Source organism: Thermocrinis sp., from assembly GCF_036781485.1.
Taxonomy (GTDB): domain Bacteria; phylum Aquificota; class Aquificia; order Aquificales; family Aquificaceae; genus Thermocrinis.
The window spans coordinates 200,860-214,371 of sequence record NZ_DAIQAX010000001.1 but is presented as its reverse complement, the minus strand read 5'-3'; the positions used below and the strand labels follow the sequence as shown (position 1 = coordinate 214,371).

Sequence of the window (13,512 nt, the reverse complement as noted above, 5' to 3'; positions counted from 1 at the left end):
GAGGTATTTTATGCTTGATTGGGAAAAACTTTTGGAGGACGATTACCTTGAAATAGCCGGCAGGCGCTTAAGGTCCAGGCTGATTATTGGGTCTGGAAAGTTTAAGAGCTTTCAGCAAAATAAGGAGGTTTTGGAGGCAAGCGGTGCAGAGATGATTACCGTTGCGGTTAGAAGGGTAAATATAACAGATCCTAGCAAAGAAAACCTACTGGACTACATAGATCCCAAAAAATACATCATCCTTCCCAACACTGCAGGATGCTATACCGCAGAAGAAGCCATAAAAACTGCCATGCTTGCTCGAGAAGCTACAGGCATAAACTGGATAAAGCTTGAGGTAATAGGAGATCAAAAAACTCTACTGCCAGATATGGAAGAAACCTATAAAGCGGCAAAGTTCCTTGTAAAGGAAGGCTTTGTAGTTCTTCCTTACATCTTTGATGACCCTGTGTATGCTAAAAAGTTTGAAGATATTGGCTGTGCTGCAGTTATGCCCCTGGCCGCACCCATAGGTTCGGGTCTTGGACTTCAGAATCCCTACAATTTAATCTTCATAAAGGAAGCGGTTTCTGTCCCTGTTATAGTGGATGCGGGCATAGGTAGTGCGGCGGATATCCCCCCTGTAATGGAGCTTGGAGTAGACGGCATACTTACCAACACAGCTTTGGCAGAGGCTAAGGATCCTATAAAGATGGCGGTTGCTATGAAATACGCTACAATCGCCGGTAGACTCTCTTACCTTGCTGGAAGGATGCCAAAGAGGACTTATGCGGTTCCCTCTTCTCCACTTAAGGGTGTTCCTTACAAATCATGATAGATGTTGCGGTAGTTGGCTCGGGTATATCCGGGCTTTCCGTAGCCTTTCGCCTTCAAAAGGCAGGTGTAAAGGTAAAAGTTTTTGAAAAGGAAGACAGAGTAGGTGGCAATATACAAACAAAAAACATTGACGGATATCTTTGCGAACTCGGACCTCAAACCATTTTAGCAGACAAAAAAGTTGAAGAGTTTTTAGCTTTAGCAGACGTAAAACCCCTTTACGCTCAAGATGAAGCAAAGATAAGGTATATATACAAAAATGGAAAGCTTATACCACTGCCCCTTTCACCAATAAGCTTTTTAACATCTCCCCTGCTTTCTTTGTCTGGCAAATTAAAAGTTCTGAGAGAACCTTTTGTGTCTAAGTCTATAAAGAGCGAAGAAACTATAGCGGAGTTTGTAAAAAGGCGGTTAGGTCAGGAGTTTCTTGACTACATAGTGGAACCCTTTGTAAGCGGTGTTTATGCAGGAGATGTAAGACAGCTTTCGGTAAAGTATGCGGTAAGAAGGGTCTATGAACTGGAACAGCGATTTGGAAGTCTTATAAAGGGAGCTATAAAGCTGAAAGCCCTCGGACCTGGGGGCAGATTAATTTCCTTTGAAGGAGGCAACTGGAGCTTTCCCAAAAGATTGTCTGAAGCTTTGGATGTGGATTTAGAAAACGTAGTGCTGAGAATAAGAAAAAAGGACGATAGGTTTATTTTGGATACAAAAAACGGAAAGTTTGAGGCAAGGGCTGTGATAGTTTCTGCACCAGCTACATCTGCAAGCTATCTTTTGAGAGACCTTTCTTGGAGTGCTGCTCAGGAGTTTGACAAGATATATTACGCTCCAATAGTCGTCGTTCATGTGGCAACAAAAGACCCCATACCCCCCGGCTTTGGCTTTTTAATTCCACGCAAGGAGAAAAAAAGAATGCTTGGCGTTCTTTTTTCATCCAACATATTCTCAGGGAGAAAAGGAAACCTCTTGACTGTTTATCTTGGAGGTGCCACAGATCCACAGATCATAGAAGAGGAGGAAGAGACAATATCTAAGATAGTGGAAAGAGAGTTAAAGGAAATCCTAAGCGTTGATGCAAACATCCTTAACATTACAAAATGGAAGAAAGGAATTCCCCAATACAACTTAGGTTACGGTAAATACTACGAGCTTGCTCAGACAATGGAAAAAGAAAATCTGGGACTGTTTTTAACCGGAAATTATCTAAGCGGTGTGTCGGTGGCAGATTGTATAAGAAACTCCGAGGTGGTTTCTCAGAAAGTTTTAGAATTTTTAAGATAACTATTTTTTTCATATAATAAAACAAAAAAGCTATGCTGATAGTCTATCTTGTTATCTTCTTGATAAATATAACCTACAGCTTGGAGATATTTTCCAACTACCTTGAACGTCAGCCCGATGGATGGATACAGGCAAAGGAAGAGGTAGAGGTCTATCACGAAAGGTACTACATAAAGGCAGACACTATAAGATACAACCCTGAAACAAAGGAAGTTATAGCGGAAGGTAATGTTTACGTAAAGTCTTTGGACGGTAGGCTTGAAGCAGTAGGCTCTTACGCGTACATCAACTTAGAAAAAGATGTAGGATATTACTTAAATGCCGAAGGCAGATTTGAAAGATTTCACTTTGAGGCTAAGAGACTGGAAAAAAGCAAGGATTTATACACCGTAGAAGATGGGCAGATTACCACATGTCCTCCCGATAGGAAGGAAATGGTCCTTTGCTTTTCAAGGGCAGAAGTAGATCAAAAGTATGTTTTTTCAACAAACAATTCTCTTAGGCTCTTCAAATTCCCTCTTGCCTATCTGCCACTTTTTATCTACCCTGTTGGAGAGCGTAGGTCTGGTCTTCTGCCACCAACGGTAGGTTCTAACTCATTCAACAACTTAATATACCAACAGCCAATCTACTGGGCTATCTCAAAGGATAAAGATGCTACTCTAACACTGGACTTTAGAGACAAGCAAGCTAAAGGTTTTTCCTTAGAATATAGGCAAGCATTATTTAAGGAGAACGATCTTAGGTTAGATGCATCCTATTACAATGAACCCGAGCCACCGGGCAAGTGGTGGAAAGGGAGAAATCTAAGCACCTTCAGAAAAAACAGATACCGTTTCAAGCTTGATTTAGACCTTCAAGATTTTAAAGCGGGCTTGGATACAACATCGGACCCATACTTTTTGGAAGACACTTCTTTGAAAAGAATAGAAAGAACAAAACCCTATCTGACCTCTTACATAAACTACAGCAAAGAGCTTGATAGGGTTTTTCTAAGCTTTAACGCAAAGTATTTTTACGATACTACATCTCCAAATAACAAGCAAACATTACACAGACTACCGGAGATAAACCTATATTGGAAGCCACAGCAGATAGTGAACAACCTTTTTCTGAGTGCCTATTTTTCCTACACTAATTTTTATAGAGAGCTTGGTCTAAGAGGGCAAAGGATCTTGATTTTCCCAGAGATTTCCGTGCCCAAAAGAATACTGAGCAAAGTGTTCCACTCCCAAATTATATTTGAAAACATACAATATTTCGGTTTAAACCAGAAAGGATACAAAAACAGCGTAACGAGTATTTACTTTTCCGAAAGCGTGCCCTTTACTTTAGATTTTCAAAGGGGAAAATTTAGCATGAAAAACTTCTTTACGCTGAACTACAGAATTAGACCGAAGGATTTTAACAATCCAAAGTTTGACAACTTGGATGATCTAAGTAAAAAAAACCAGATTGAGATAACCGCTGCTGGCTCTCTGAGCTACAACGATAAGGAATTTTTAAACTTCTACCTTAGCACGGGTTACAACTATCTTGGTAAGTACGCATACGCGGGTTTAACCGCAGAAAGAAAAATAGTACCGATTAGAACTATCCTATCTGTTAAACCCTCAGAGGCTCTGAGTTTTTATACGGACAGCCTTTACGATGTGGAGAGTGCCTCTTTTCTCGAAAGATCCAGCAACTTAACCTTTACATACAAAAAAACCACCCTCACCTTAGGACACATATCATCAAGAAACCTTTTTGAACAGAAGCTTTCAGACCAAACTACTCTAAACCTAAGCACAGCCTACAGGTCTGCAGTCCTTGGCTTTTCTCTAACAAGAGATAACAGAATAAAGAAGGATTTGACCAGACAAGCGAGCCTTGACTACAGAGGCGCATGCTGGAGCTTTGGACTGCTTGCAAGGGATAATTACGATGGGACAAAAGGAAAGTATTTAAAGGAGCTCTATATAACCTTTAACATCTTTGACCTGCAGAGGCTTACAGTGCCTCTAAGGAGATAAGAATGTTCTTTAGCTTTCTTGTTTGAGCTTCCACGTCTTCTGAAGAAAAGATGGCCGAACCTACCACTATTATGTCTGCTCCAGCTTCCGCCACTTGCTTTATGTTGTCTTCCTTTATCCCTCCGTCTATCTCTATATGCACCTTCGGGTTTATTTCCAAAACCATAGCCTTTAGCTTTTTTAGCCTTTCTATGGACCTTGGGATAAACCTTTGTCCTCCAAAACCCGGATTTACCGACATCAAAAGCACGAAATCCACATAGTGCAAAACTTCTTCCAAAAGTTTAAGGGATGTGGCCGGGTTTATCACCACCCCTGCCTTTGCACCCAAGCTCTTTATTAGCTCAAGGCTTCTGTGAATGTGATAGTTGTTCTCTATGTGTATGCTTACCATATCCGCACCAGCCTTTACAAAGTCCGGAATATACTTATCCACGTTCTCTATCATCAGATGGGCATCCAAGGGTATGGAGCAGTGCTTTTTTATACTTTCAAGCACCACAGGTCCAAAGGTTATGTTTGGCACAAAGTGCCCGTCCATCACGTCAAAGTGCAATATGTCCGCACCACCTCTTATACAGGCGGATATTTGCTCTCCAAGCCTGTAAAAATCGGCCGAAAGAATAGAGGGAGCCAACAGCTTCAATAGGCTTCCTCCTCCACTCTTATGATAGTGGGGGTTCCTTCCACAACTGGAAGCTTTTGTATGTCGCCAACTGCCTTTTGCATGTCCATCTCATAAGCTTTGTGGGTAAGTATAACCAAAGGCACAATGGGCTGTCCTTCTCTGCCTGCTGCCTTACAAACCTTTTCTTTTTGAAGCACAGAGGCTATGCTTATGTTATACTCTGCCAAAACGTGGGCAATTTTTGCCAAAACTCCAGGTTTGTCAGGAACGTCAAACCTAAGATAATATCTACTATAGAAGTTTTTATTGATTCTTAGCGGTTCCTCACTTTCCCACGTATGCTTGGGAGGGATACAGTAGCTTATGCTCTTTGCAATATCCACTATGTCGGAAACCACCGCCGATGCGGTAGGTCTTGAGCCAGCTCCCCTTCCGTAGAACATGGTCTTACCTACAAAATCCCCCTCTACCAAAACTGCGTTATAGACATCCGAGACCTTAGCCAACGGGTTGTCAATGGGTATAAAGGTAGGATGGACTCTAAGTTCTACTTCCGAATCTATTCTCTTTGCTATGGCCAAAAGCTTTAGCGTGTATCCCAATTCTTTTCCGAGCTCCACATCCAAAAGGTCAACCTTTCTTATGCCTTCTACGTATATTTCACTAAAGGGAAAGTGCTTTCCAAAGCCTACATAAGCTAAAAGGCTTAGCTTGTGCGCAGAGTCCCAACCGTCTATGTCCAAAGAGGGGTCTGCTTCTGCATATCCGAACCCTTTTGCCATATCAAGGGCCTTTTCAAAGCTGAGGTCCTCTTCCAACATTTTGGTAAGTATGTAGTTTGTGGTGCCATTTAGTATGCCGTAAATGTTTTGCACTTTGTTTCCAACTAAGCCCTCCCTTAGGGCTTTTATGATCGGTATGCCACCACCCACGGAGGCTTCAAAGCCTAAAAGGACTCCCTTCTCCTTTGCCTTATGGAATATCTCATATCCTTCTTCTGCAAGCAGGTGCTTATTTGCAGTTACTACGTGCTTACCCCTTTCTATAGCCTCCAGTATTAGCTTCTTTGCAAAGTCTTTACCACCTACCAGCTCTACTACGATTTGGGAGTTTTCTAAGACCTCCCTGTAGTCTGTGGTTCTAAGATGTTCTGGCACGTTATACTCTCTTGGTTTGCTCCAATCTTTGTCCGCTACTTTGCTTATTACGATCTCAAGCCCCGTCTTCTCTTTTATTACCTTAGCGTTTTCCAACAATAAAGCGACCGTGCCTGTGCCCACTACACCGCATCCAACTATACCAACGCTAACTTTCACAAGCTTGATATTTTATAATAAATTCGGAGGTGTGAAATGTTTGAAGAGCTAACAGACAGAGACATATACGACAGGGCTATATCTGCAGAAAAACCCGCGGTGGTGGTGTTCTACAAACCGGGAAATGAAAAAAATCAGGAAGTTTTTCAACTGCTATCTAAGTTTCAGGTGATGTACGGAGATAGGGTAAATTTTTTTAGCATGAATGCAGAAGAGAACACAACTCCCGAGGACCTTGGCATATTTTACTTCCCCACAGTTCTATACTTTAGGGACACTATGGAGTTGGAAAGGCACGACTACACTCCCACGGAAGAAGAAGTGGAAGTAGCAATAAGGAGGCTCCTAAGGTTATGAAGCTTCTTTGGGCTCCTTGGAGAAGTGGATACGTAGAAAAGGTGGATCAGTTCTCTGAGTGTTTTCTTTGTGAAGCGGTCATACAGCCGGAAGAAAAGTTAAGGGATTACTTGGTGCTATACAGAGGGAAAAAAGCTTTTGTTATATTCAACAAGTATCCCTACAACGCAGGACATCTTATGATAGCTCCAAAGGATCACATAGGGGACTTTAGCCTTTTGGATGAGGAAACGGTGCTTGAAATTCACAGATTAACGGTAGCCTGTATTAAGGCTTTGGAGCAAACAATCAAGCCACACGGCTTTAATCTTGGATACAACTTGGGAAGGTCTGCGGGTGCTGGGCTGGAAAGCCATATACACCTTCACATAGTCCCAAGGTGGAACGGGGATACGAACTTCATGCCCACAGTATCCCAAACAAAGGTCATATCTCAGGATCTTTGGGACCTTTACGATAGGATAAAGCCCCATCTTGAAAGACTGCTGAATGCTCCTTGAAGTAAAAGATCTATCTCTCAGTTATGGCTCAAAAAAAGTTTTGAAGAATGTTAGCTTTTCCTTAGAGAGGGGAGAGGTTCTCTGCATAGTGGGAGAGTCGGGTTCCGGAAAGAGTTCCATCCTGCTTTCCATCATTGGCCTTTTACCGAAGCACAGCTCAATAAGCGGAAGTATAAAACTTGAAGGAAGGGAACTGGTAGGTTTGCCAGAAACAGAATACGCGAAACTAAGAGGGAAGGATATAGGTATAGTTTTTCAGGAGCCTTCTTTGTATCTTGACCCTCTCTTTAAAGTAAAGGATCAGATAATGGAGGCATACACTACGCACTTTGGAAAGGTTGGTGCAATGGATAGGGTGGTAGAAACGCTAAAAAAGGTAGGCGTGCAGGATGTGGAAAGGGTTATGAACTCTTATCCTCATCAGCTTTCAGGAGGCCTAAGGCAAAGGGTTTGCATAGCCATAGCTACAGTTTGTGATCCGAGCCTTATTTTGGCAGACGAGCCAACAACCGCTCTAGACCTGACGGTGCAAAGAAAGATCCTTGGACTTTTCACAAAGCTAAAAGAAGAGGGAAAGGGTATAATCTTGGTTACTCATGACTTTGGAGTGGTGGCGGAAGTAGCAGATAATGTGCTTGTTCTAAAAGAGGGGGAGGTGGTAGAGTCTGGCTCAGTGTGGGATATATTTGACAATCCCAAACACGAATACACGAAAAACTTGCTCTCCGCTACCTACCTGAAGGCTTAAACTGTGCCTTCTTCTCTTACCTTTTGCCTTGAGAGTATGTAGTTTTTCCTCAGGATTGCTCTGTTTACCGCATCCACAAAACCATTCACGCTTGCCCTTATAACATCCACATCCACACCCCTTCCAGAGGATTTTACTCCGTCCAGTTCTATAACAAGCCTTGACTCCGCTTGAGCGTCTGTGTTAGGAGTGAGCGCCTTTATGGAAAAATCTATCAGCTTTGGCTCAATGCCAAGAGCCTTTTGTATTGCCTTTATTATAGCATCCACAGGACCATTTCCGGTAGAGGTGGCAGTCCTCTCTTCTCCCATGTAAGACAGAACTACGGTGGCAGTAGGGAGGATCTTGTCTCCCGTTTGCACCTGATAGTGAAGTACTTTTACCGGTTCTTCCTCTTCCACCTTCATTACCTCTTCGTAAATCAGAGCCTCAAGGTCTTCCTCATAAACTTCTTTCTTTTTGTCTGCCAACGCTTTGAACTTTTCAAAGATTCTATCTATTTCTACTTCCGAAAGTTCATAACCCATCTCTTTGAGCTTGCTTTTGAGTGCGTGCCTTCCAGAGTGTTTGCCCAAAATTATGCGCGTGGATGGAAAGCCCACGTCCTCTGGGTTCATAATTTCGTAAGTTAGAGGATGGGATAGCACGCCGTGCTGATGTATGCCAGATTCGTGGGCAAAGGCATTGTCTCCCACTACCGCTTTGTTAGGTGGTACAAAGCTTCCCGTGATCCTACACAACAGCCTGCTTGTTTTGTAAAGTTCTTTGGTGTTTATGTTTGTGTAGAGATCGCCAAAGAAGTCCTTTCTTACCTTCAAAGCCATAACTATCTCTTCCATAGCTGCGTTGCCAGCCCTTTCTCCTATACCGTTTATGGTGCATTCTACCTGCCTTGCACCGTGTTTCACAGCCATAAGCGAGTTTGCCACAGCCATACCAAGGTCATCATGACAATGCACGCTTACAATAGCCTTATCTATGTTAGGGACATTGTTCATTATGTCCTCAATAAGCTTTGCAAACTCTTCAGGTACGGCGTATCCCACCGTATCTGGAATGTTTATCACCGTTGCTCCCGCCTTTATAGCCCTTTCAATTATTCTGTAGAGAAACTCCCTTTGGCTACGGGTAGCATCTTCGCAAGAAAACTCCACATCTTCGGTAAATCTTCTTGCGAAAGCCACAGCCTTACCTGCCCTTTCCAGCACATCCTCTGGCTCCATCTTCAGCTTATATTTCATGTGGATCTCAGATGTGGCTATAAAGGTATGTATTCTCTTCCTTTCCGCTGGTTCCAAAGCTTGCGCAGCTAACTCTATATCCTTCTCCAACGCCCTTGCTAAGGAGCATATAACCGGACCTTTTACTTCCTCTGCTATGAGCCTTACCGCTTCAAAGTCTCCTTTGGATGCTGCGGCAAACCCAGCTTCTATAACATCCACACCTAACTTGGCAAGCTGTAGTGCCATTTGTAGCTTTTCTTCTGCTGTCATGGAAAAACCGGGTGCCTGTTCACCGTCCCTAAGCGTGGTATCAAAGATATAAACTCTGTTATTCATCCGATACCTCCTTTACTCTAAATGATAATAATTCTCATTTGTGAAAAGTCAAGGGAGGTTATAATTTTAGCTATGCGTGAGGTTTTGAAGCGTATTTCTGAGTTTGAGAATTTGAGCAAAGAGGAGATGATCCAAGTGCTTGAGGATATCACAGAGGGTAGGGCGACGGATGCTCAGATAGGTGCTTTTTTGATGGGACTGAAGATGAAGGGAGAAACCGTAGAAGAGCTTGAGGGTGCAGCAAGTTTTTTTAGAGCTAAGGCTACAAAGGTAGAGGTGGAAGATCCAGAAAACTTGGTGGACACCTGCGGAACTGGGGGAGACTTGGCAGAAACTTTTAACGTATCCACGGTAACTGCTTTTGTTTTGGCTGGGGCAGGCATAAAGGTAGCAAAGCACGGCAATAGGTCTGTTTCCTCCAAAAGCGGAAGCGCGGACCTTTTGGAGCACTTAGGAGCAAAGATAGACTTGGGTCCTCAGCAAGTTAAGAAGATGATAGATGAGATCGGCATAGGCTTTATGTTTGCTCCAATATTTCATCCTGCCATGAAAAGGGTTGTGGGTCCAAGAAGGGAGGTAGGTATAAGGTCTGTTTTCAATCTTATAGGTCCATTGTCCAATCCAGCAGGTGCAAAGAGACAGCTCTTAGGCGTGTTTTCGGACCAGTTTGTGGAAAAGATAGCTCGAACACTTTTAAGATTGGGTGTGATCAGTGCAGTGGTGGTTCATGGCAAAGATGGGCTTGACGAAGTTTCCATATCCGCACCCACTACCATAGCGGAGATAAAGGGAAACGAGATATTTATATATGAATTCACTCCAGAAGACCTGGGCTTTAGACGTTATCCGCTGGACTATGTAAGAGTCAAGTCCGTGGAGGAGAGCGCGAAGATAGTCTTATCCGTGCTAAGTGGAGAACCCTCTCCAGCTTTTGATATGGTCCTTTTAAATGCTACCTTTGGAATAGTGATATCGGGGAAGACTGAGGATAAACAAACCGCATTAGAGATCGCAAAGGAATCAATAAAAAGCGGGAAAGCTAAGGAAAAACTGTTCAAATTTATAGAGCTTTCAAAACAGGTTTAATGTTTAAGGTTGGAAAGGTATCTTATCTAAATACGCTGCCTCTTTTTTACAAGTTTGAAGACCCAAGGGTTGAACTCGTAGAGGGCCATCCTTCTGAGCTGGTAAATCTACTCAGAATCGGAAAAATTCAAGCAGGGATAGTTTCTTCTGTAGAATACCTCTTCCATCCCCACAGATACAGGATAATACCTGATGTTTCTATATCTTCAAAAGAAAAGGTATGCTCTGTGGCTATACTCTCAAAAAAACCCATCCAGGAGATAAAGAAAGTCCATTTAACCCCCGCTTCTTTAACTTCTAAGTATTTATGTTTTTACATTTTAGAAGAGGTATATAAGCTAAGACCGTTATATACCAAAAACAGAAAGGAAGCAGAGGCCCTTTTACTGATAGGAGATGAAGCCCTTTTAGCAAAAAAACAGGGTAAGTATCCGTATATCTATGATTTAGCTCAAGAGTGGTATAAGGTGCATAAACTCCCCTTTGTCTTTGCCCTGTTTTTAGTAAGGTCGGACACCCCAAATCAATTAGATGAGATTATAAAAAACTTAGTCTCTATATCTTTAAAAGTGTTTTACACAGATTTAAAAGAAGGTAAAGTAGATATAAGTGGATATTCTAGGAAAGAACTTGAGGAGTATTTTACCGAATGTCTTAACAATTCCTTTGGAGAAAGGGAACTTCTTTCTATGAATATTTTCAAGAAATTTTTAGAAAGTAGGGGATACGCTGAGTGATAGCATTCTTAAAGTTTTTTTTATATTATTACTTCAATGCTTAACTTGGTTATACTCGTGCTTTCTCTCTTTGCATTTTCTTGCACGCAAAAGATAGAGATAAAAACTGAGCCCCAGACCCACAGGCCACCCGGTTTAATAGTGGCTTCAGAAAAAGCAGTAGAAAACGGGAAAAAACACCTCAGAAAGGGTAATTGTGGAAAAGCAATTCAAGAGTTTAACAAAGCCCTTGCTAAAAATCCTAACAACTTTGAAGCCCTCTACTGGTTAGGCGTGGCAGAAGGCATGTGTGGTTATTACTCTGACGCTTATAACAGACTTACTATTGCGTTAAGATACACTCCAGACAGAACTTGGGAAGCTAGAGTAAACGCAAGCATAGGCCTTATTTTGATATTTATGGAAAAAGATGATGAGGCAAAAATCTATTTTGATAGAGCTAAACGTATAGATCCAAAAAATGAGTTGGTAATACAATACTCTGAAATTGAAACAAGAGGAAAAGGGAAGAAAGGAAGGGAAAAAATTAATAAAGAAGAAAGCTTTGGCCTAATTCTTAAGTGGCTTGATTGATCTGCTCCGCGTAGTATCTACTCAGTTTAAAAAACCTTCTTGCCCTTTCCCTGTGCTCTCTCCTTAGATCTTCCGGAAGATTGGGATCGTCTAACATAAAAGACTCCACCTTTCCACGCACGTATGCCCTGTAGCATTTAAAAAAGGGTAGAAAGATATCAAACTCTGGGTCCCTGCTCAGGCGTTTGTATTCCTCCTCGTAAATCTCTGCCAAATCGCTCCTTCCGTAGAAATCAAGCTCCATAGAGAGAAAACACATATCGTTTAGGACATCCCCACACCGGAACCTTTCGTTAAACTCTATGCAGTCAAATATACACACTCCTTCATCTAAAAAAGCTACGTGCTCAAGCCTTATGTCCCCATGCCCGTCCCTTATTCTTCCATCCTTTATTCTCTTTTCAAACAGGCAAGCGTGGCGTTCGTAGAACTCGTCCGTCTTTTTTCTGATAAACAAATAGTCCCCTTCCTCTATGGTTATACCCACGTATTTTTCTGTCTGAAGGAAGTTTTCATCGGTGTTAAACTTCATCACCTCCAGCCTACCAAATTCATCCTTTCTTTCTGCCCTTTGATGGAAATTCCATAGGTGCTTGGATAGAGCCCTTATCTGATCGGTTGTTAAACTGTCCAGTAGATTTTTCATAAGCCTTTCCTCTGGTACTCTTCTCATCTTCACCGCATACTCCACCACTTGTCCTTCTCCTCCTAATTTGTAACCTTCCGAAGATCTAACTATAGGCACCACCCCCAGATAAATCCACGGACAGAGCCTTTTGTTTAGATCCACCTCCCTCTGGCAGTTTTCCTTTCTCTTTTCCAAAGTAGAGTAGTCCAAAAATCCAAAATTTACGGGTTTTTTTATCTTATAAACAAACTCTCCTGTGAGTATGACCCAACTGGTGTGAGTCTGCACTAAATCACCTTTTAGCAAATTAACAAGGGCATCTATCAACTTGGTATCCATGATTGGCCAAACCTATAAGTTGTTTAAAGTTTTCTACACCCTGCTCTTTCATGTATTGGGATATACCTTCAATGATATTTAGAGGGCTGAGTGGATCAAAAAAGTTTGCTGTTCCCACCTGCACTGCGCTTGCTCCAGCCAAAATATGCTCCAAGGCAGAACTGGTGTCAAATATCCCACCCACACCTATAATCGGGATTTCCTTCCCAAAAGCTTGGTAAAGCTCCCAAACCATCCTAACCGCAATGGGCAGTATAGCTGGACCAGAAAGCCCGCCCTTTACCGTAGATAGCACAGGTTTTTTTGTTCTTATGTCTATCTTCATCCCAACTATGGTGTTTATGGCTACCAACCCATCCGCACCGTTTTCCACGCATACCCTGCCAAAGGGGACCACCTCCCCAGTGTTTGGAGATAGCTTTACGAGCACTGGCTTTTTAACTTTTCCCTTGATCCTGCTTACCAGATTACCCAAAACCTTCAGGTCGTGTCCAAAGGCAAGCCCACCTTTCTTTACGTTCGGACAAGAAACGTTTAGCTCGTAAGCCACGATCTTATCTGCATCTTCCAAAGCCATGCACACTTCTAAATACTCCTCTTCCGTTTCCCCAAAAACGTTAGCTATAAAATGGGTGTCCAATTTCTCTATTCTCGGATAGATCTTTTTCAAGAACTCTTCCACTCCGGGGTTTTGAAGGCCTATGGAGTTTAACATGCCACACGGGGTTTCCGCTATGCGCCCCGGCTCGTTCCCTACGCGAGGTTTCAAAGATAAGCCCTTTGTAATAACCGCACCAAGCTTGGAGACATCATAAAGCTCCAAAGCCTCCAATCCATACCCAAAGGTACCGGAGGCCACCCATACGGGATTTTTAAATTTAATGCCAAAAAGCTCTACAGAAAGGTCCATTTAGCTTAAAATTATA

The 13,512-nt window shown here is 42.4% G+C and carries 14 protein-coding genes; 9 read left to right on the top strand and 5 right to left on the bottom strand.

Annotated elements, in window-relative coordinates:
- Positions 1-10 precede the first annotated feature (10 nt).
- From V7P40_RS01235 to V7P40_RS01225, 3 genes are read left to right on the top strand one after another with little or no spacing between them, the layout of a single operon-like run.
- Positions 11-814 (top strand): thiazole synthase, encoded by an 804-nt coding sequence (locus V7P40_RS01235; protein ID WP_333784148.1) that lies wholly within the window; start codon positions 11-13, stop codon positions 812-814.
- The gene (hemG, locus tag V7P40_RS01230; protein WP_333784147.1) at positions 811-2,100 is read left to right on the top strand and encodes a protoporphyrinogen oxidase; all 1,290 of its coding nucleotides are present in this window, start codon (positions 811-813) and stop codon (positions 2,098-2,100) included. The genes V7P40_RS01235 and hemG overlap by 4 nt, the downstream gene beginning before the upstream one ends.
- Positions 2,101-2,132: 32 nt before the next feature.
- A complete protein-coding gene (locus V7P40_RS01225) occupies positions 2,133-4,115 on the top strand; it encodes an LPS-assembly protein LptD (RefSeq protein WP_333784146.1) in 1,983 nt (660 codons plus the stop codon).
- Here the strand turns inward: V7P40_RS01225 and rpe are convergent.
- Positions 4,093-4,761 (bottom strand): ribulose-phosphate 3-epimerase, encoded by a 669-nt coding sequence (gene rpe, locus V7P40_RS01220; RefSeq protein WP_333784145.1) that lies wholly within the window; start codon positions 4,759-4,761, stop codon positions 4,093-4,095. The two genes, V7P40_RS01225 and rpe, sit on opposite strands and share 23 nt — an antisense overlap.
- Positions 4,758-6,059 (bottom strand): homoserine dehydrogenase, encoded by a 1,302-nt coding sequence (locus tag V7P40_RS01215; protein ID WP_333784144.1) that lies wholly within the window; start codon positions 6,057-6,059, stop codon positions 4,758-4,760. Before V7P40_RS01215 ends, rpe begins: the two co-directional genes overlap by 4 nt.
- Before the next feature lie 36 nt (positions 6,060-6,095).
- Here V7P40_RS01215 and V7P40_RS01210 point away from each other — a divergent pair, with 36 nt between their 5' ends.
- The 3 genes from V7P40_RS01210 to V7P40_RS01200 are packed head-to-tail and all read left to right on the top strand — an operon-like array spanning position 6,096 to position 7,664.
- Positions 6,096-6,416 (top strand): thioredoxin family protein, encoded by a 321-nt coding sequence (locus V7P40_RS01210; RefSeq protein WP_333784143.1) that lies wholly within the window; start codon positions 6,096-6,098, stop codon positions 6,414-6,416.
- The gene (locus V7P40_RS01205) at positions 6,413-6,916 is read left to right on the top strand and encodes an HIT domain-containing protein (protein ID WP_333784142.1); all 504 of its coding nucleotides are present in this window, start codon (positions 6,413-6,415) and stop codon (positions 6,914-6,916) included. Before V7P40_RS01210 ends, V7P40_RS01205 begins: the two co-directional genes overlap by 4 nt.
- Positions 6,906-7,664: an ABC transporter ATP-binding protein gene (locus V7P40_RS01200; protein WP_333784141.1), complete on the top strand. Its 759-nt coding sequence runs from the start codon at positions 6,906-6,908 to the stop codon at positions 7,662-7,664. The genes V7P40_RS01205 and V7P40_RS01200 overlap by 11 nt, the downstream gene beginning before the upstream one ends.
- Here V7P40_RS01200 and leuA read toward each other — a convergent pair.
- Positions 7,661-9,223 carry a 2-isopropylmalate synthase gene (leuA, locus tag V7P40_RS01195; RefSeq protein WP_333784140.1) on the bottom strand — a complete coding sequence of 521 codons (1,563 nt, stop codon included), beginning with the start codon at positions 9,221-9,223 and terminating at the stop codon, positions 7,661-7,663. The two genes, V7P40_RS01200 and leuA, sit on opposite strands and share 4 nt — an antisense overlap.
- A gap of 72 nt (positions 9,224-9,295) precedes the next feature.
- Between leuA and trpD the strand changes: the two genes are divergently transcribed.
- The 3 genes from trpD to V7P40_RS01180 are packed head-to-tail and all read left to right on the top strand — an operon-like array spanning position 9,296 to position 11,619.
- On the top strand, positions 9,296-10,309 hold the full coding sequence (gene trpD / locus V7P40_RS01190) for an anthranilate phosphoribosyltransferase (protein ID WP_333784139.1): 1,014 nt from the start codon (positions 9,296-9,298) through the stop codon (positions 10,307-10,309).
- Positions 10,309-11,046: a menaquinone biosynthesis protein gene (locus V7P40_RS01185; RefSeq protein WP_333784138.1), complete on the top strand. Its 738-nt coding sequence runs from the start codon at positions 10,309-10,311 to the stop codon at positions 11,044-11,046. Before trpD ends, V7P40_RS01185 begins: the two co-directional genes overlap by 1 nt.
- Before the next feature lie 36 nt (positions 11,047-11,082).
- On the top strand, positions 11,083-11,619 hold the full coding sequence (locus tag V7P40_RS01180) for a tetratricopeptide repeat protein (RefSeq protein ID WP_333784137.1): 537 nt from the start codon (positions 11,083-11,085) through the stop codon (positions 11,617-11,619).
- Here V7P40_RS01180 and V7P40_RS01175 read toward each other — a convergent pair.
- Both V7P40_RS01175 and V7P40_RS01170 read right to left on the bottom strand, forming a co-directional pair.
- Complete coding sequence (locus tag V7P40_RS01175; RefSeq protein WP_333784136.1) at positions 11,603-12,586, bottom strand: gluconokinase; 984 nt, start codon at positions 12,584-12,586, stop codon at positions 11,603-11,605. The two genes, V7P40_RS01180 and V7P40_RS01175, sit on opposite strands and share 17 nt — an antisense overlap.
- On the bottom strand, positions 12,555-13,496 hold the full coding sequence (locus V7P40_RS01170; RefSeq protein ID WP_333784135.1) for a dihydroorotate dehydrogenase: 942 nt from the start codon (positions 13,494-13,496) through the stop codon (positions 12,555-12,557). Before V7P40_RS01170 ends, V7P40_RS01175 begins: the two co-directional genes overlap by 32 nt.
- Positions 13,497-13,512 lie beyond the last annotated feature (16 nt).